Here is a 19,178-nt window from a genome sequence, read left to right as displayed (position 1 = left end):
AATAGAAAATGATATCAGATATAAACGCTCTAAAGTATAAAAAAGTTTTGCTTAAAGTTTCAGGGGAAGCTTTAATGGGAGACAAGCAATTTGGGCATGAATATGACGTAATCAAAAAGATTACCGGCGATATTAAAGAAGTTATCGATTTAGGAGTAGAAGTCGCTATTGTAGTCGGCGGCGGAAATATCTACCGCGGAATTAATGCAGCACTCGTTGGTATGGATCGTGCTTCAGCGGATTATATAGGTATGCTTGCAACGGTGATTAATGCCTTAACTTTACAAAACGTTATGGAAAGCCTCAATATCTATACAAGAGTTCTATCGGCTATTCCTATGATGAGCGTGTGCGAGCCTTATATTCGCCGCAAAGCTAAAAGACATATGGAAAAAAAACGAGTAGTAATTTTTGCCGGCGGCACGGGTAATCCGTTTTGTACAACCGACAGTGCCGCAGTACTTCGTGCAATCGAAATGAATTGCGATATTTTATTAAAGGCAACTCAGGTTGACGGCGTATATGATTCCGACCCTAAAAAAAATCCGAATGCTAAAAAATATTTCACTATTAGCTATAAAGATGTTATAACTAACAACCTGCAAGTCATGGACACGGCAGCTATAGCAGTAGCACAAGAAAATAAATTACCTATAAGGGTATTCTCGATAAAAGAACAAGGAAATTTTGCCAAAGTAATACAAGATAAAGGCGAATATACGACAATTAAGGAATAATATATGGACACAGAAACGTTAAAGAAAAATTTACAAGAAAAGATGGAGAAAGCTCTAAAAGTTTTAGATCATGAGCTTAAAGGGCTACGTACAGGTAGGGCTTCGGTTAATTTACTCGACAGTGTAACCGTAGAAGCTTACGGGAGTAAAATGCCGCTTTCACAAGTTGCTTCCCTATCCACCCCTGATGCACGAACAATTAACGTGCAGGTTTGGGATAAATCTATGGTATCATCGATAGAGAAAGGAATTACGATAGCAAATCTTGGCTTAACTCCGGCAACGGACGGTCAACTAATCAGACTGCCGATACCGGCTTTAACTGAAGAAAGACGTAAAGAACTTGTAAAACTTGCTCATAAATACGGTGAGGATACTAAAATTTCATTACGTAATATTAGAAGAGACGGCAACGAAGAACTTAAAAAGCTAGAAAAGGACAATATTATTGCAAAAGATGAGCATCATAGCTTATCTGAACACGTACAAAAACTAACCGATGATTATAGTAACAAAGTTGACTCGGCAATAAAACAAAAAGAACAAGAAATAATGACTGTTTGATATTCGGTGTCATACTGTGGCTTGACCACGGTATCCATAATTTTAGTATTTTTAACTGGATCCCGCTACAAGCTCGCGGGATGACAAGAGTGGAATCGATCCACGCAACAATGTCTCACGGGAATGACATCAGGCTATACCACTCAAAATAATAAAACTATGATTACAAAAGAAGAAGCACAAAAAATAGCAAAATTAGCTAGATTAAAATTTGAAGAAGATACCGTAGAAAAATTTTCTACTCAGCTTAGCTCTATAATGGATATGATCGATATTTTAAATGAAATAGATTGCAAAGATATAGAGCCCTTAACTTCGGTTTCTAATATGAATGCTAGAATGCGAGAGGATGAAGTTACAAGTTCTGATTTATCAAATAATTTATTTGATAATGTAAGCGGAAATAGCGCTCAGCTTGCTAAAGAAGTAAAATATTTTATCACTCCAAAGGTTGTTGAATAATTATGACGGAACTAAACAAATTAACAGTAGCAGATAGTATAAAAGGTCTAAAAAATAAAGATTTCACAAGTACAGAATTAGTTAATGCACATATTAAACAAATAGAGAAGCATAAAAACCTAAATGCTTATGTTACCGAAACTTTTGATCTTGCCTTAAAGGGGGCTCAAATTGCCGATCAAAATTATGCTCAAAATAAAGCAAGAACACTTGAGGGTATCCCGTTTGCCGCTAAAGATCTTTTCTGTACGAAAGGAATTAGAACTACGGCATGTTCTAATATACTGAAAAATTTTATACCTAATTATGAATCAAGCGTTACACAAAATATTTTTGATAAGGGCGGTGTGATGCTCGGCAAAACTAATATGGACGAATTTGCGATGGGTTCGGCAAATATTACTAGTTGTTTTGGAAATGTAATTAGCCCTTGGAAAGCGAATAACGACAATAGTGATCTAGTACCAGGCGGTTCTTCCGGAGGATCGGCTGCGTCAGTTAGCGGTTTTATGGCATCTGCTGCTCTTGGTAGCGATACGGGCGGCTCGGTACGTCAACCGGCAAGTTTTACGGGTTTAGTCGGGTTTAAACCGACATACGGACGTTGCTCAAGATACGGAATGGTATCGTTTGCTAGCTCTCTTGATCAAGCAGGAATATTTACTAGAAGCGTTTTAGATAGTGCTATTATGCTTGAAGCAATGATGGGATTTGATGAAAAAGATTCTACTTCGATCAAAGCAGAAGTTCCACAATTACAATCTGCTATCGGAAGTTCGGTAAAAAATATGAAGATAGGCTTACCTCTTAGCCTTGGTGAAGGCGGTATTATTGAACCTAATATTATGAAAATGTGGCAGGATACCATAGTGCTACTTAAAAATGCCGGTGCTGAAATAGTTGATATTACTTTGCCACATGCTAAATACGGCGTTGCCGTTTATTACGTAATAGCACCGGCTGAAGCTTCTTCAAATTTATCTAGATATGACGGCGTTAGATACGGTCTTCGGGTAGAACGTGAAAATATGACGCTTGACGAAATGTATGCAATGACTAGATCAGCCGGATTTGGGGAGGAAGTAAAACGTCGTATTATGATTGGAACATATGTACTTTCATCTAGTTGTATGGATGCATATTATTTAAAAGCTCAAAAAGTACGTCGTTTAGTTGCAAACGACTTTAATAATGCTTTCGCAAAAGTTGACGCCATTTTATTACCGGCGGCCCCGTCTGAAGCATTTAAGATCGGTGAAAAACAAAATGATCCGACTATTATGTATTTAAACGATTTATTTACTATTCCTGCAAGTTTAGCCGGTTTACCTTGTGTATCGGTGCCTGCCGGATTATCGACACGAGGTTTACCTCTTGGAATGCAGATTATCGGTAAACAATTAGATGAATATAATGTTTTGAAAGTAGCATCGACAATTGAGTCAGGTGTTAAACATATTAAATTTGAGCCAAAGGGGTTTTAATTATGGCATATATTGAAGGTAATACGGGGAAATGGGAATATGTAATAGGGCTTGAAATTCATGCTCAAATCTCCTCAAAATCTAAGCTTTTTTCAGGAACTAGTACTACATTTGCAGCAATGCCAAATTCGCAGGTTTCTTATGTTGATGCAGCAATGCCCGGGATGTTACCGGTATTAAATAAGCACTGTGTACACCAAGCAATTAAAACAGGACTTGGACTTAAAGCACGGATAAATAAATATTTGGTATTTGATCGTAAAAATTATTTTTATGCCGATCTACCGCAAGGTTACCAAATTTCGCAATTTTACTATCCTATAGTACAAAACGGGACTATGGAAATACCGACTAGTACCGGTGATCTTAAAACTATTCGTATTAACCGTTTGCATTTAGAGCAAGATGCAGGTAAATCTATGCATGATCAATCTCCGCATTATAGCTTTATCGATTTAAATCGTGCCGGCATTGGGCTTATGGAAATTGTGACCGAACCTGATATATCATCACCGGAAGAAGCGGCTGAATTTGTTAAAAAACTGAGAAGTTTGCTACGTTATATCGGTAGCTGTGACGGCGATATGGAAAAAGGATCAATGCGTTGTGATGCTAATATATCAGTAAGACGTAGCGGTGAACCACTCGGCATAAGATGCGAAATTAAAAATATTAACTCAATTCGTAACATCATTAAAGCAATAGAATTTGAAGCTAAAAGACAAGTAGATTTAATTGAGAGCGGTGGAATCGTAATTCAGGAAACACGTTTATTTAATGCCGATAGCGGCGAAACAAGAACTATGCGTTTAAAAGAAGAAGCACTTGATTATAGATATTTTCCTGATCCTGATTTATTACCGCTTGTTATTTCTGATGAGTTAATAAACGAGCTAAAAGCAAACTTACCTGAGCTACCTGATCAAAAGATTGAGAAATATACGAAAGAATTTGGCTTAAGTAAATATGATGCCGAAGTAATCGTAGCCGATGAATCGGTTGCCGAGTATTTTGAGAAAGCAGCAAATGAGTGTAACCCTAAAATGCTTACTAATTGGCTAACCAGTGAGTTGTTCGGACAATTAAATAAAGCATCGATAGGAATCAGTGAATGCAAAATTACTCCCAGTAACTTTGCACAACTAATAAAATTAATAGAAAATGATACTATTTCCGGTAAAATTGCAAAAACAGTTTTTGCAATTATGTTTGAAACCGGTAAAGCACCTGATAAAATAGTAGAGGAAAAAGGACTTGTACAAGTTTCGGATAATAACGTGCTAAACACGGTAACTGACGAGGTAATAGCTGAAAATCCTGAATCTGTAGAGGGTTATAGAAGCGGTAAGGATAAATTATTCGGTTTTTTTGTAGGGCAGGTAATGAAAAAAACCGGCGGCAAGGCTAATCCGATACTTGTGAATCAGCTTTTAAAGGAAAAATTGGGTTCTTGATATTTTCTATACCAAATGTCATACCGCGACTTGATCGCGGTATGACACAGGACATGCTCAAACTTAAAACATTATTTTTATGAAATTTCTGAAAATATTTTTACTATCTTTCTTACTAGTTTCTTGTGAAAAAAAAGAAACGGAAAAAACTTTAATAGTCGGTACTGCCGCAGATAATCCTCCTTATGAATTCATCCAAGACGGAGAGATTGTCGGGATTGATATTGATATTATCAAAGCAATAAGCGAACATCTAAATAAAAAAGTTATCATAAAAAACTTCGACTTTAACGGTTTACTTGCAGCTTTGGTTAGCGAAAATATTGATGTTGCGGTGGCGGCGCTTTCCGTAACACCGGAGCGTGCCGAATATATCAGCTTTTCCGATAATTACGCTACTGCAAGATTCGCCATAATATATAGAACAGGCGATAATATACAAGGTAGCAAAGATCTAGAGAATAAAATAGTAGGAGTACAACTTGGCAGTGTTTTAGAAAAAAAAGCACAAGATCTATCACAGACGATGAATATTAAAGTTCATTCTTTAGCAAATCATTTAATGTTAGTTGAAGAATTAAAAGCCAGAGTCATAGATGCTATTATCTCCGAAGAATTTCAGGGCGTAAAATTAAAAGAAAATAATTCAAATTTAGAAAGCAGTACTTTAGAAGAATTTTCATCCGATGTTGCTATAGGTATGTCTAAAAACTCAGGACTAATTAATGAAATTAATGAGGCAATCGATTCATTAAAAAAAGACGGAACCATTAACAAAATTATGAAAAAATGGCTGGGACAGTAACAGAAAGTCAATTTAAAGATGCTATGAGCCGCTTCCCTCATGGGGTGACTATTATAACAACAAATTGCAACAACGAACTTTTTGGCTTTACTGCTAGTGCTTTTACTTCCGTATCTTTAAGACCGCCGTTAATATTATTTTGCCTTAATAAAAACTCTTTTAGCATAAACAGTTTTCAAAAAAGTAATAAGTTTGCAGTTAGTATTTTAGCAAAAAATCAAATTGATATCTTAAAGCATTTTGCTAAATCACAACCTAATAAATTTACAAAAATTGATTATAAGCTTGGTAATAAAACCGATTGTCCTTTAATAAATGGTGCAACTTGTCATATAGAATGTAATAAATATGCTTCTTATGATGCCGGTGATCATGTTATATTTATCGGTGAAGTAATAAATACCGCTATTAAAAACAATCTAAAACCTCTATTATATTTTCATAAATCCTATACAAATTTACAATAAAGCAAATATGATAAATATCGGTCTTAGCGGTTCTACCGGTAAAATGGGAAGAACTATTGCTGAAAGAATAGACGAATTTGAAAATTGCAAAATTTCGGCAAAATTTAGTAGTACTAATAGTCTGTATGATTTAGACAATTTTTGTAAAAATTCTGATGTGATCATCGATTTTTCTACCCCTGAAATATTAGAAAAATTAGTTAATGATGCATTAAAACACAATACAAAATTAGTGATCGGAACGACAGGTCTTCAGCCTAAACATTTTAAGCTTTTAGAAAAAGCAGCTCAAACTTTACCTATTTTATATTCCGCAAATATGAGTATAGGGGCTAATTTGCTCAGCTATCTAGCTAAAGCAGCAACAAAAATACTAGATGATTACGATGTTGAAATTTTAGAAATACATCACCGTAATAAAAAAGATGCACCCTCAGGTACTGCTATTATGCTTGCTGAAACAATTGCAAGCGAAAAAGGTTTAGATATAATATTTAATCGCGGTAACAGACCAAGAAAAAAAGAGGAAATAGGTATTTCCTCACTGCGTGGTGGGAATGTTCACGGTATACATGAAATATCTTTTTTAGATGACAATGAAATAATCACTTTAAAACATGAAGCTCTGAATAACAATTCTTTGGCTGACGGAGCAATTAAAGCTGCTATTTGGCTACAAGATAAACCTTCTGCTTTATATTCAATGCAAGATATTTATAAAATTTATTAATTATAGCTTGCAAAAACACCTTTAAAAGACTATATTTTATTATGTAAATACATAGTAGGTTACTTATGATCGATTATACAAAAACTTTAACTGCCACCTCAAAAAATAAAACTTTTGATGAAGGCTTAAGAAAATACATGCTTAAAGTATATAATTATATGGCTTTAGCACTTTTACTAACCGGCGTAGCAGCCGTAACGACTATATCAGTTGAGCCTATTTATAATTTAATGTTTCAAACCGGCTTCGGCACTATTATAATGTTTGCTCCGCTCGGTATTGCTTTATATTTCTTTATGGGCTTCGGACGCATGAATCTGCAAACGGCACAAATATTATTTTGGGTTTATGCCGCTTTAACCGGTATGTCGCTTGCATATTTAGCTCTTATTTATACCGGTGCATCAATAGCACGCACTTTCTTTATTTGTTCCTCTGTTTTTGGAGCAATGAGCTTATACGGTTATAGTACAAGTAGAGATTTGACATCTATGGGGTCATTTTTTGCAATGGGTCTTATAGGTCTTATAATCGCCTCGCTAGTTAACCTATTTCTCAAAAGTTCAGCTCTCTCTTTTGCTACTTCTCTTATTGGAATAGTAGTATTTATGGGGTTAATTGCTTGGGATACTCAAAAGATTAAGTCTATGTATTACATGGCAGGAAACGATGAAGTAGGACAAAAGCTTTCTATTATGGCAGCCTTTACTTTATATTTAGATTTTATCAACCTTTTCCTATATTTAATGAGATTTTTAGGCAATAGAAGAGATTAAGAAAATCTTTATACTTTTCTATGTCTATACGGACAAATAATTTAACCTCGATGATCACCAATAGCGAATTATTACATAATCCGCTATTTGCGTTTGGTGACTATTCTGCATTAAGTATAGTAGTATCTATCTATATATACTGCTAAATCTCTTATCATGAGAGTCCATAATCTGCATTCATATAGCCACATTATCTCCTGGCTTTGCTCTTTCATAATTTGACATTGCATTCTCAAATTGCTCTGAACTAGCTCCAAGTAAATAATATTTATTTATTAATTATTGCAAATAATTTTTTAAAACTGTTTTGGACATTGCCTAAAAAGAATTGCTTTGTATGATAGGCTTAAATGCTTCGATGCCATGATGATGTCTAGATTCGCAGCTTTGAGTGTTCTTGTCGCATGGATCGAAAAAAACACTCTTTATGTCATTCCCGCGGAAGCGGGAATCCAGTCACTAAAAAGTATAAACACACTAAATTTTTAAAATTAAAAGCTTATATAATTTCGCTTTTTTCTGGATTCCCGCTTCCGCGGGAATGACATCGAATCGCTATACCGAGGCCATGCAACAATGCCAAGCTTGTAGCGAGATCCATATAAATATTTGTTTTACTGGATACCGGGAGGGGCCACACGGTATGACATCGGAGCGTTTTTCAAGAGCCTAGCAACAACTATAAATTCTTATTCTTTCTCTGCATTTTTTCTAGCAGACGGTGAGAGCATAATGCTTAGCTCTTTTAGAGCTTTATCTTCTACATAGCTTGGGGCGTTCATAAGTAAATCTTCCGCTTGTTGGTTTAAAGGAAATGCAATTATTTCTCTTATATTTGTAGCTTCTGCAAGCAGCATAACAATTCGGTCAATTCCTGGAGCCATTCCGCCATGTGGTGGAGCACCAAACTTAAACGCTCTAATCATACCGCCAAATCTCTTATCAACTTCCTCCTCACTATAACCTGCTATGGAAAATGCTTTATACATAATTTCCGGCTTGTGGTTTCTAATAGCACCGCTGGAAAGTTCAATACCGTTACACACAATATCATACTGGTATGCGGTCAGCTCTAACAACTCTTCGGTTGTTTTAGCATTTTCTAAAGCATCTAAACCGCCTTGCGGCATAGAAAACGGATTATGGCTAAAATCAATTTTACCTGTTTCTTCATTTAATTCATAGAATGGAAAATCAGTAATCCAGCAGAATTTAAAGCAATCTTTTTCAAGTAAATCAAGCTCATCGCTAAGTCTTATTCTAACCTTACCGGCAAGTTTGGCAGCTTTTTCTTTTTTATCGCTAGCAAAAAATACGGCATCACCGTTACTTATATTGGCAGTAGCCTTTAGGCTCTCTAATTGCTGCGGGCTTAAGAATTTTGCTACCGGTCCTTTTGCTTTACCGCTTTCACTAAATTGGATATAGCCAAGTCCTCCTGCTCCTTCGGATATCGCAAACTCTATCATTGTATCGAAGAAACTACGAGGTTGTGCTGCTGCTTTAGGTGCAGGAATTGCACGAACGACACTACCTTTTTTGATATTTTCTCTAAAAATTGTAAAATCGGAATCTCTAAATATTTCCGTTACGTCAGCAATTATAACAGGGTTACGCAAATCAGGCTTATCAGAGCCGTATTTTAGCATAGATTCATTATATGGGATACGGATAAAAGGGGTCTCTGATACTTTCTTGTCTGTAAATTTAGTGAATAAATTATGCATCACAGGCTCAATAGTACTAAATATGTCTTCCTGTGTAACAAAAGACATTTCTACGTCTAGCTGATAAAACTCACCAGGGGATCTATCGGCTCTTGCATCTTCATCCCGAAAACAAGGAGCAATTTGGAAATAACGATCAAACCCCGAAACCATGAAAAGCTGCTTGAATTGCTGAGGTGCTTGCGGTAGTGCATAAAACTTACCGGGATGCATTCTACTAGGCACTAAGAAATCCCTAGCTCCCTCAGGTGAGCTTGCCGTTAGGATCGGCGTTTGAAATTCAGTAAAACCTCTTGCCGTCATCAAATGACGAATATGAGAAATAATTTGCGAGCGGAGTATTATATTATTATGTAATTTCTCACGTCTAAGATCTAAAAAGCGATGTTTAAGCCTCGAATCTTCCGGAGCGTCTTTTTCGGTATTAATAACAAAAGGTAGAGTAGCTGCTGCTGATTCAACAATAAATTCTCCGGCTAATATTTCAATATGACCAGTCGTAAGCGTATCATTAATAGTATCCCCTGATCTTGCTACAACTTTACCAATAACCGTAATTACCGACTCATAACGCAAACGACTAGCCGTCTCCATAAGCTGGAGGTTTTGATCTGTAAACACGATTTGAGTTATACCGTAATGATCACGTAAATCTATGAAAACTAGATTACCGTGATCTCTTCTTCTATGTACCCAACCTGACAATTTAACTTCTTTTCCTACATCGGATATTTGTAATTCGTTACAATTATGAGTTCTATATTGATGCATTTTTATTTTTTTATTATACGATTTCCCCTATATTATATACATAAAATTGTGGATTTTCGCAAATAAAAACTAAAAATTTATCTTGATAATGTAGGAACATTCTTTTGTTTTGGCAATGATTGGATATGATTTTGTTGTTGAGGTTTTACTTGATTTAACTCACCTTTAATCCATTAATATATTGCTTTCTTAGGGTTTTTATTATCTCCGCAACATTTTCTACTAAATTTATTATTCCTTTAATTAACGGTAATAACTCCTCTTTAATTTTATTTATAGGAATTATTTACTTGTAATTTTTCTTGATTTTCGCTTGATAGATTACCAAATATCTTATTCATTCTTAACTGAAGATCATTTCGTTCAAGATCTTTTTCTCTAAAATGTGATTCAAGTGTTCTATCCACTTCTTTTTGTTCTTCCGGAGTTAAATTCTTATATTTATTAATAAGCTCATCCGCTTCCTTTCGTTGTTCCGGTGAAATATTTTCAGAAATATTTGGCATTTGTTTCTCTTAAAAAGTTAAAACATATTAATTTTGCACATTATATATATTTTTTATAATAGAAATTAACCTTTAAACATAGTCTTAATACCTAAAAAGTCTAAAAAATTTCGTAATTCTTGACGTGCAAGCACATGTGAGCTATTAAATGCTCTATCATATTTTGCAGTTTTTAGATCAAGTAATGTTAAACCTTGCAAAAATAATTCCCTATATATTACACGTTCGCTAAATCCCTCTGCGAGTTTAAAGTTAATTCTTTTAGCAAGTTTAGCTAATACATTTCCTACACGTCGTTTATTTAATGCATCAAGGTTACTTAAACGATTACGAAGTATTATCCAATCTATACTGACTCTATCACGACTAGCACGCTCCATTTTCTGTTCCCAAATCATTTGACTATAGATTGATGGGCTAATAATTTCGTCCTTGCTATCGATTTTTGCTATCACGTCTAAATCTAGAAAGCTATCATTAATCGGTGTAATAATCATATCGGCATAAGAATGAGCAAGCCTTGATAAAGGAGTATGGCTGCCTGGGGTATCAATCACTATATAATCGGCATCCTGATTATTTTTGAGTACCTGCTCAAAACTCTTTGCTTGCTCTTCTACTTCACTTTCCGATATATGAAAATGTTTCGGTACTAATACAGGTTTATCAGGATTTTGTTTATTATATAAATCTCGATTTTTTAAATAATTTGTTAAAGAACTTTGACGTGAATCGGTATCTATACTTACTACCGAAGAATTTTGATAAAGCAGAGCTATTATTAGATGTATAGAACAGGTAGTTTTACCTGCTCCTCCTTTTTCATTACCTATAACAAAAATATAAGGTTTACTGTTCATAATATACTTCTTTTCTTTCAAAAGTAGTATTGCATACTCCCTTTTGAAAGAAGTTTAAAATAGTGGGTATTCGAGATGAAAAGCGGTTCCCATCTCGAATACAAATTTAATTATATTTTATTCTAACTATTCTTCATTTATCAGGAATATATATTCCGAATAAACGAAGAGTAAGTATACTACTAGTAAATGCAAAGTAGTATACGAAGATCAACTTCAAAAAAAGCAAGGAGTTCACAAGACGAGGAACGGAGCGTATACTTAATACGTGAGTACCACAGTACTTGTAGAACGACGTAGCCAATTTTTGAAGTTCATCGAGTATATTCCTTGATGAATTTTTCAAGTAGTCTCACACCGTACCCCACTGCTCCCTTAGGACCAAGCGATGAAGCTTTATTACTATTTGCAACGCCTGCTATATCTAAATGAGCCCAATCTACTCCATCTTTAATGAAACGTTTAATGAAATGTGCAGCCGTGCAGCTTCCGGCAGCTCCCGGTACGTTACCGATATTTGCCATGTCGGCTATGTCGGAGCTAATCATTGCATCGTACTCATCATGAAGCGGCATTCTCCAAAGTTTTTCATTAACTTCTTCCCCCGCTTTTATTAATTTACTCGCTAACTCATCATTATTGGAAAAACAACCGGCATATGTACTACCAAGTGCTACGGTTATTGCTCCTGTTAGAGTTGCAATGTCAATCACACATTTAGGCTTAAATTTTTCTTGTGCATACCAAACAGCATCAGCAAGTACTAAACGCCCTTCTGCATCGGTATTTAAAACTTCTGCAGTTTGCCCTGACATGGTAGTGACCACGTCCCCTGGACGCTGTGCGTTACCGGACGGCATATTTTCTACAAGCCCTACAACACCGACTATATTTACAGGTAATTTTTGACCGGTAACTGCAATCATGCTACCCACAACTGCTGCAGAACCTCCCATATCGTATCTCATTAAATGCATATTACTTGACGGTTTTAAGGAAATACCGCCTGTATCAAAAATCACTCCCTTACCGACCAAAGCAATAGTAGGAGCATCTTTACTGCCGCCTTTATATTCCATAACTACTAACTTTGACTCGTGTTGTGAACCTTGTCCCACACCAAGTAATGCTCCCATACCAAGATTTTTCATCTCACGTTCACCGATAACATCAACATCTACTCCTAGCGGTTCAAGTATATCAACTATTCTTTCGGCATAGACTTGCGGAGTTTTAATATTTGACGGTTCATTACTTATATCTCTTGTAAAAAATACTGCCTCAGCAATTAATTTTTTGACTTCAAATAATTTTGCTGCTTCAGTGTTATTATCGGTAAAAATTTCAATTGATTCTACTGCAAACTTTTCTGCTTCTTTTAAGGTAGTTCTATATTTATCAAATCTGTAAGAAGCAAGAAATGCACCGCTAACAACTAAAGATGCAAATGTTTGAGATGTAAATCTGCTTATTCTATTTATAATTTTTAAGCCGATAGTAGAAATTTTAGCACTAGTTGCATGCTGTAAGATTTTGCCGCCTAACTCTTCGATTTTTGCTTCAGTTAACTTTTCTTCATCCCCAAGCCCTGCTATTATCAAATATTTAATCTCGCCTGATTTAATGAAGGACGGAATAACCTTGATCTGTCCATATTTACCGGTAAATCGTAATTTATCTGCAATAGTTTTAGAAATTAATCCATGATGTTGTTGATCAAGTGCTATTAAATTACTATCAAGTTTTAACTGTTCATCAATAAAAACTACTAAACCTTGATTGTTAAGCGATTCTTCATTGGTAAAATTTACATTAAGCATAACTATTCCTTATATTAACTTATTGATACTCTTCTGCTTTCAAGAATTTAATTTCATTTTATCAAGGATTCGCATCCTCACCTATTCAGTATAGGCTGCGGGTGCTCATCTCTCAAAATAAAATTAAATTCTTGAAAGCAGAAGAGTATGCTTGAGCGATAATTCTATTTATCTTGATAAAACTTTGCAAGTATTATAATTGATTTAAAACAAAATCTCATTAAATACTAGTTGACAAATGTTAACGTTTTTTATATTGTGCTGGCGAATTAGTTAAATTTAAGTAACCATATGCTAATACATGACATCACTTCTTACTTAATTAAACAGAAGTATACAATGATTAAAACATCATGTGAGTTAAACTGTGATATGAATGAGGTTTATAGTCTCACGCCTCACCCGATACGATATACTTACCTTAACTATTTAAAGCTATTATCTCTACCTATATCACTAGCATTTTATGTAACAAAGCTTTGTTTTACAGCTAATCCGGTATGGACGTGGATCGGGGGTAATATTTTGTATAAGAAGATGGATCAAGCAATAGCCAAAAAAATATTACATGGCTTACCTGACGAAATAGAAACAGATCAAAATATACCTAAAATTGTCGAGTATGTATTTAAAAACTATGAAGAAAATCCTACATTAGCACCTCTTATTGAACCTACATTTGTACAAAAATTTTTAGCAAAGGCCGATAAATATATTCCTGTTTTTTCTAAAATAGTAAAATTTTGGAATGCAGGAGGAATTAACTATTCTGATGCAATACAAACAAAACGAGCATTAATTGACGTTATTTATAAACAAATTGTTTCCAAAGCTTATGAAGTAGGTAAAAAAGGAGGAAAACTTGAAATAACGGACGTGAAAGCCCTTTTCCCAAACATAAATTTTGAAGCAAAAGTCAACGCTGAATCAGAAAATCTTCAAATAGATAAGGTAGAAGTAAGTAACAGACCTCTTTCTAATGATCAAAAATATGAAGAAGTTAATACTAACCCATTAATGAACTTAATAATGCTCAAAGCTTTACATGATGGAGTTTGTCAGGAAGTACAAAAAGTCTATATTGAAAATTATCTAGCAGAATACCAGATACATAATCATCAAGAAATACTTAAAAACGCTTATATTGAGGATTATTTAGCAAGATTACAATTATACGGTAATTATAATTATGATAACAATAATACGTATATCTCAGCACAACCCGTCCCTTATTTAGGTCAAAACTACGAGCATTTAACAGCACCGATCCCTTGTTATTAGCTTTAAATATAAAAATACTTTTGTAAATTTGCTATTAGCGATGGCTTTGTTGCATGAATCAATTTTGGCATTGCCTAAAAAGAATTGCTTGGGATAACCTAATGCTTCTATGTCATTCCCGCGTAGGCGGGAATCCAGTAAAACATATAAAAAATTTATTTGTGATATGTTTATTTTATCAAATATGTAATTTTTGTACCAATATTAAGGTTATTTTTTCTAGATTCCCGCCGTTGCTGGAATGACAATAAGGTCTTTTTAAGAGTTGTGTAAAACAAAACCACCTTTTTTAGGCAATGCCTCAATTTTTCAGTTATCGTACTGCGACTTGTGAGCTAGATCCAGCTTAAAATATTAAAATCATTGATATTAAAAGTTGTTTTATGGATTCCTGCTTCCGCAGGAATGACATACTAAACGTTCGTAACATCAGTTTAGGATAAGATTAAAGATCTTATCCTTGTTCAGCATTTATACATTCTCTTCATCAAGCTTTACGGCTGCTTTACGCATTTTGTCCATAAAATAACCGGTTCCGGCAGGTACTAATCGTCCAACTATCACGTTTTCTTTTAGTCCTCGTAACTTATCTACTTTACCGGCAATAGCTGCTTCAGTTAAAACTCTAGTAGTCTCTTGGAATGATGCCGCAGAGATAAACGATCTAGTTTGCAACGAAGCTTTAGTAATACCTTGTAATATTAATTGTGCTTCAGCAGGTTTTAAACCGTTTTTAATAGCTTTGTTATTTATCTCATCGAATTCATGTCTATCTATTTTTTCACCTGCTAATAACGTAGTCCCACCTGAATCTGTAATCTCTACTTTTTGTAACATCTGACGAATAATAACTTCTATGTGCTTATCATCAATCTTTACACCTTGTAGACGATAAACGGCCTGAACCTCTTTAACAATATAATTTGCAAGAACCTCTACACCCATTACTTTTAAAATATCTTGAAGTACCGGATTACCATCAATCAATAAATCACCTTTTTTAACAAAGTCACCTTCGTTAACTACAACATGCTTGCCTTTTGGTACCATATACTCAATAGACATTGTGTCATCAATCGGATGTATGATAATACGTCTTTTAGATTTATAGTCTTTACCGAATTCTACTCTACCGTCAACCTCAGCAATAACTGCATGATCTTTAGGACGTCTTGCTTCTACAAGTTCGGCAACTCTCGGTAAACCACCGGTAATATCTTTAGTAGTGGTTGATTCTTTCGGTATACGTGCAATAATATCACCTACCGATATCTGCACTCCGTCTTCCACGCTTAAAACTGCTCCAACCGGCAAGTAATATCTAGCTTCTAAACCGTTTGATAAGGTTATAACTTCACCTTTAGCATCTAAAAGCTGTATACGCGGACGTAATTCTGCACCGCGTGAATATTGCTTTGATTCAATAATAACTTTACTTGGTATTCCGGTAGCTTCGTCAGTTACATCACGAATAGAAATACCCTCAACCATATCTTTAAATAAAACTTTACCTGACTTCTCCGTGATAATTGGTATAGTATAAGGATCCCACTCCGCTAGTTTTTGAGTTTTCATAACCATATCACCGTCATCAACAAGTAATCTAGCACCGTATGGAATTTTATGACGTGCCTTTTCATTACCGTTATTATCAAGCAATAATAACTCACAATTTCGGCTCATAACAATTTTGCGTTCTTCGGAATTAATAACAACGTTACGGCTTATAATTTTCACTTTTGCATCATAGGAAGCTTCTACGGAAGAAATCTCAGCACCTTTTGTTGCCGCTCCTCCGATATGGAAAGTTCTCATTGTAAGCTGCGTACCCGGTTCACCGATAGATTGAGCAGCAATAACCCCGATTGCTTCACCTTCCGATACTAATGTACCGGTAGCAAGATCCCTACCGTAACATATGCTACATATACCGGTAGTACTTTCACAGGTTAATACGGATTTGATCATAATTCTGTCTAATCCTGCCGACTCAATCTGTTCTAATTTTGCTTCATTAATAAGCTCGCCTGTATTGAGAATTAGATCATTAGTTACCGGATGAAATATATCGATAGCAGCAGTACGACCTAAAATCTTTTCAGCTAAAGGTACTATAACTTCTCCGCCTTCAATAACACTCTTAACTTCAATTCCTTTATCGGTTCCGCAATCTTTCTCCGTAATAATACAATCCTGTGCAACATCTACTAATTTTCTTGTTAAGTAACCTGAGCTTGCCGTTTTTAAAGCCGTATCTATTTGCCCTTTACGCATTCCGTTAGCAGAATTAAAACACTCAAATTCGGTTAACCCCTCTTTAAAATTAGAAATAATAGGAGTTTGTATAATTTGACCGTTTGATTTGGTCATTAAACCTCGCATACCACCAAGCTGCTTAATTTGCTGGAAAGAACCTCTTGCTCCGGAAATAGCCATCATATATATAGCATTTATTTTCTGATGATTTGGATCATCATTAATCGGCGGCGTAGCAATCTCTTTCATCATGTCGTTTGCTACTATATCGGTACATCTTGACCAAGCATCAACTACTTTATTATATTTCTCTCCGTAAGTAATTAAACCGTTTGAATATTGTTGTTCAAATTCTTTTATTTCAAGTTGCGTTTCATTGATATGAGTACTCTTAGATTCCGGTACTACCATATCATCCATTCCAAAAGAAATACCTGAAGAACAAGCATATTTAAAACCTAGTTTCATTAACTGATCGGCGAAAATTACCGTAGCTTTTTGACCGCAGTGACGATAAACTAAATCTATAACTAATGATATGTCTTTTTTAGTTAGTTGTTTATTAATAAACTTGAACTCTATATTAGGATGAGAAGGCAATAACTCACCGACCATTAACCTACCGTAAGTAGTATCAATGATAACAGGCACCATTTTACCTTCGGCATTTAACTGATTTCTACGATATTTTATCTTTGTATGAATAGTTATAAATTTATTATATAAAGCATGTTCCATCTCAGCTAAGTCTGAGAACATCATACCTTCACCTACTTCATTATCAAATGCAAGGGTTAGATAATATAAACCAAGTACTATATCTTTATCCGGTACAATAATAGGACGTCCGTTAGCAGGGCTTAAGATATTATTCGTAGACATCATAAATACCCTAGCTTCAAGCTGTGCCTCAATCGATAGCGGGATATGTACCGCCATCTGATCACCGTCAAAATCCGCATTAAACGCAGCACAAACAAGCGGATGAAGCTGAATCGCTTTACCTTCTATCAATAGAGGTTCAAATGCTTGAATACCAAGCCTATGTAACGTCGGAGCTCTATTAAGTAAAACTGGATGCTCTCTTATCACTTCTTCAAGCACGTCCCAAACTTCAGATTTTTCAGCTTCCACCATTCTTTTAGCGGCTTTAATAGTTGTAGCGATGCCGTACAACTCAAGCTTAGAATAAATAAACGGCTTAAATAGCTCTAAAGCCATTTTCTTAGGTAAGCCGCATTGATGAAGTTTAAGCTCAGGTCCTACCACGATAACCGAACGCCCTGAATAATCAACCCTCTTACCGAGCAAGTTCTGACGGAAACGACCCTGCTTACCTTTAAGCATGTCACTTAATGACTTAAATGGACGCTTATTAGCATTTTTTGCTGCTCGCCCGCGACGACCGTTATCAAATAATGCATCCACCGCTTCTTGTAACATTCTTTTTTCGTTCCGGACTATTATATCAGGAGCTTTTGACTCTATTAGTTTCTTTAAACGATTATTTCTATTAATTACTCTTCTATAAAGTTCATTTAAATCCGAAGTAGCAAACCTTCCTCCGTCAAGCATAACAAGGGGTCTAATTTCAGGAGGAATCACCGGTAAAACATCCATAATCATCCATTCCGGCTTGTTTTCCGACTCTAAAAAATCCTCTACTAATTTTAAACGTTTTACTAATTTTTTCTTTTTTACTTCTGAAGTGGTATTTTGTAATTCTTCGTATAATTCTTGCTTTAACTTTGAAAAATCAAGCTCTTTAAGCATTTGTTGTATTACTTCTGCACCTATAGAGGCAGTAAATGCATCTTCACCGTACTTATCTTTTGCTTTCTGTAATTCTTCCTCTGTTAAGAGTGCGCCTTTTTGTAAAATTGATAACCCTGGGTCAACTACTACATAATTTTCAAAATAAAGAATCTTTTCTAAATCTCGCATTGTTATATCAAGAAGCGTACTAATTCTTGAAGGTAGCGACTTTAAAAACCAAATATGAGCAACGGGAGCTGCAAGCTCTATATGCCCCATTCTTTCACGTCTTACTCTAGAAACCGTAACTTCAACGCCGCATTTCTCGCAAGTAATACCACGATTTTTCATCCGCTTATATTTACCGCAGAGACATTCGTAATCTTTTACCGGACCAAAAATTCTTGCACAAAATAACCCATCTTTTTCAGGTTTAAAAGTTCGATAATTAATTGTTTCAGGCTTCGTTACTTCACCGAAAGACCACGAACGTACTTGATCGGGACTTGCTATATTAATCCTTATCTGATCAAATTGTTGAGTATTACTTAATTGTCCGTAAAAATTTACTACGCTCATAAATACTTTTCCTTAAAAATTACTTGCTCTCTAAAATGTCATACCGTGGCTTGACCACGGTATCCAAAAACACAACTTACGATACTAATAATTTTAGTATTTTTAACTGGATCCCGCGATCAAGTCGCCGGAATGACAATAAAA

At 35.1% G+C, this 19,178-nt stretch carries 13 protein-coding genes and 2 pseudogenes; 10 read left to right on the top strand and 5 right to left on the bottom strand.

Annotated elements, in window-relative coordinates:
- The first annotated feature begins 8 nt into the window (after positions 1-8).
- The 9 genes and pseudogenes from pyrH (at position 9) to ACIAS7_RS03215 (ending at position 7,479) form a co-directional block, all read left to right on the top strand.
- Positions 9-737 carry a UMP kinase gene (pyrH, locus tag ACIAS7_RS03255; RefSeq protein ID WP_473199331.1) on the top strand — a complete coding sequence of 243 codons (729 nt, stop codon included), beginning with the start codon at positions 9-11 and terminating at the stop codon, positions 735-737.
- 3 nt (positions 738-740) lie between these two features.
- Positions 741-1,301 carry a ribosome recycling factor gene (frr, locus tag ACIAS7_RS03250; RefSeq protein WP_473199330.1) on the top strand — a complete coding sequence of 187 codons (561 nt, stop codon included), beginning with the start codon at positions 741-743 and terminating at the stop codon, positions 1,299-1,301.
- A 159-nt stretch (positions 1,302-1,460) separates the two neighbouring features.
- On the top strand, positions 1,461-1,763 hold the full coding sequence (gene gatC / locus ACIAS7_RS03245) for an Asp-tRNA(Asn)/Glu-tRNA(Gln) amidotransferase subunit GatC (protein WP_473199329.1): 303 nt from the start codon (positions 1,461-1,463) through the stop codon (positions 1,761-1,763).
- Between the two features lie 2 nt (positions 1,764-1,765).
- On the top strand, positions 1,766-3,247 hold the full coding sequence (gatA, locus tag ACIAS7_RS03240; RefSeq protein ID WP_473199328.1) for an Asp-tRNA(Asn)/Glu-tRNA(Gln) amidotransferase subunit GatA: 1,482 nt from the start codon (positions 1,766-1,768) through the stop codon (positions 3,245-3,247).
- A gap of 2 nt (positions 3,248-3,249) precedes the next feature.
- Positions 3,250-4,701 (top strand): Asp-tRNA(Asn)/Glu-tRNA(Gln) amidotransferase subunit GatB, encoded by a 1,452-nt coding sequence (gene gatB / locus ACIAS7_RS03235; protein WP_473199327.1) that lies wholly within the window; start codon positions 3,250-3,252, stop codon positions 4,699-4,701.
- Positions 4,702-4,780: 79 nt separating this feature from the next.
- Positions 4,781-5,506 carry an ABC transporter substrate-binding protein gene (locus ACIAS7_RS03230; protein WP_473199326.1) on the top strand — a complete coding sequence of 242 codons (726 nt, stop codon included), beginning with the start codon at positions 4,781-4,783 and terminating at the stop codon, positions 5,504-5,506.
- Positions 5,491-5,973, top strand: a complete 483-nt coding sequence (locus ACIAS7_RS03225; RefSeq protein WP_473199325.1) for a flavin reductase family protein — start codon at positions 5,491-5,493, stop codon at positions 5,971-5,973. Before ACIAS7_RS03230 ends, ACIAS7_RS03225 begins: the two co-directional genes overlap by 16 nt.
- Positions 5,974-5,980: 7 nt before the next feature.
- A pseudogene (gene dapB, locus ACIAS7_RS03220) lies at positions 5,981-6,728 on the top strand (4-hydroxy-tetrahydrodipicolinate reductase).
- Positions 6,729-6,768: 40 nt separating this feature from the next.
- Positions 6,769-7,479, top strand: coding sequence for a Bax inhibitor-1/YccA family protein (locus ACIAS7_RS03215; protein WP_473199324.1), 711 nt, complete (start codon positions 6,769-6,771; stop codon positions 7,477-7,479).
- Positions 7,480-8,168: 689 nt separating this feature from the next.
- On the opposite strand, the gene aspS is transcribed toward ACIAS7_RS03215, so the two are convergent.
- The 4 genes and pseudogenes from aspS to ACIAS7_RS03195 all read right to left on the bottom strand — a co-directional run bounded on the left by aspS (position 8,169) and on the right by ACIAS7_RS03195 (position 13,163).
- The gene (gene aspS, locus ACIAS7_RS03210) at positions 8,169-9,977 is read right to left on the bottom strand and encodes an aspartate--tRNA ligase (protein WP_473199323.1); all 1,809 of its coding nucleotides are present in this window, start codon (positions 9,975-9,977) and stop codon (positions 8,169-8,171) included.
- Between the two features lie 77 nt (positions 9,978-10,054).
- Positions 10,055-10,483: pseudogene (locus ACIAS7_RS03205) on the bottom strand (DUF3106 domain-containing protein).
- Positions 10,484-10,548: 65 nt separating this feature from the next.
- Positions 10,549-11,343, bottom strand: coding sequence for a division plane positioning ATPase MipZ (locus ACIAS7_RS03200; protein WP_473199322.1), 795 nt, complete (start codon positions 11,341-11,343; stop codon positions 10,549-10,551).
- Positions 11,344-11,657: 314 nt separating this feature from the next.
- Positions 11,658-13,163 (bottom strand): leucyl aminopeptidase, encoded by a 1,506-nt coding sequence (locus ACIAS7_RS03195; RefSeq protein ID WP_473199321.1) that lies wholly within the window; start codon positions 13,161-13,163, stop codon positions 11,658-11,660.
- Positions 13,164-13,454: 291 nt separating this feature from the next.
- Between ACIAS7_RS03195 and ACIAS7_RS03190 the strand changes: the two genes are divergently transcribed.
- Positions 13,455-14,444 (top strand): DNA-binding protein, encoded by a 990-nt coding sequence (locus ACIAS7_RS03190; RefSeq protein WP_473199320.1) that lies wholly within the window; start codon positions 13,455-13,457, stop codon positions 14,442-14,444.
- A 471-nt stretch (positions 14,445-14,915) separates the two neighbouring features.
- On the opposite strand, the gene rpoC is transcribed toward ACIAS7_RS03190, so the two are convergent.
- Positions 14,916-19,034: a DNA-directed RNA polymerase subunit beta' gene (rpoC, locus tag ACIAS7_RS03185; protein WP_473199319.1), complete on the bottom strand. Its 4,119-nt coding sequence runs from the start codon at positions 19,032-19,034 to the stop codon at positions 14,916-14,918.
- Positions 19,035-19,178: the final 144 nt, after the last annotated feature.

Source organism: Rickettsia sp. 109562A South Dakota, assembly GCF_055791265.1.
This window is presented reverse-complemented; position numbering and strand designations above follow the sequence as displayed.

Excerpts from the sequence above, each read along its gene's own strand:
- gatA (WP_473199328.1), top strand. The coding sequence starts at position 1,766 with ATGACGGAACTAAACAAATTAACAGTAGCAGATAGTATAAAAGGTCTA.
- ACIAS7_RS03195 (WP_473199321.1), bottom strand. The coding sequence starts at position 13,163 with ATGCTTAATGTAAATTTTACCAATGAAGAATCGCTTAACAATCAAGGT.
- ACIAS7_RS03225 (WP_473199325.1), top strand. The coding sequence starts at position 5,491 with ATGGCTGGGACAGTAACAGAAAGTCAATTTAAAGATGCTATGAGCCGC.
- aspS (WP_473199323.1), bottom strand. The coding sequence starts at position 9,977 with ATGCATCAATATAGAACTCATAATTGTAACGAATTACAAATATCCGAT.
- ACIAS7_RS03215 (WP_473199324.1), top strand. The coding sequence starts at position 6,769 with ATGATCGATTATACAAAAACTTTAACTGCCACCTCAAAAAATAAAACT.
- gatB (WP_473199327.1), top strand. The coding sequence starts at position 3,250 with ATGGCATATATTGAAGGTAATACGGGGAAATGGGAATATGTAATAGGG.
- pyrH (WP_473199331.1), top strand. The coding sequence starts at position 9 with ATGATATCAGATATAAACGCTCTAAAGTATAAAAAAGTTTTGCTTAAA.
- ACIAS7_RS03230 (WP_473199326.1), top strand. The coding sequence starts at position 4,781 with ATGAAATTTCTGAAAATATTTTTACTATCTTTCTTACTAGTTTCTTGT.
- frr (WP_473199330.1), top strand. The coding sequence starts at position 741 with ATGGACACAGAAACGTTAAAGAAAAATTTACAAGAAAAGATGGAGAAA.
- ACIAS7_RS03190 (WP_473199320.1), top strand. The coding sequence starts at position 13,455 with ATGCTAATACATGACATCACTTCTTACTTAATTAAACAGAAGTATACA.
- ACIAS7_RS03200 (WP_473199322.1), bottom strand. The coding sequence starts at position 11,343 with ATGAACAGTAAACCTTATATTTTTGTTATAGGTAATGAAAAAGGAGGA.
- gatC (WP_473199329.1), top strand. The coding sequence starts at position 1,461 with ATGATTACAAAAGAAGAAGCACAAAAAATAGCAAAATTAGCTAGATTA.
- rpoC (WP_473199319.1), bottom strand. The coding sequence starts at position 19,034 with ATGAGCGTAGTAAATTTTTACGGACAATTAAGTAATACTCAACAATTT.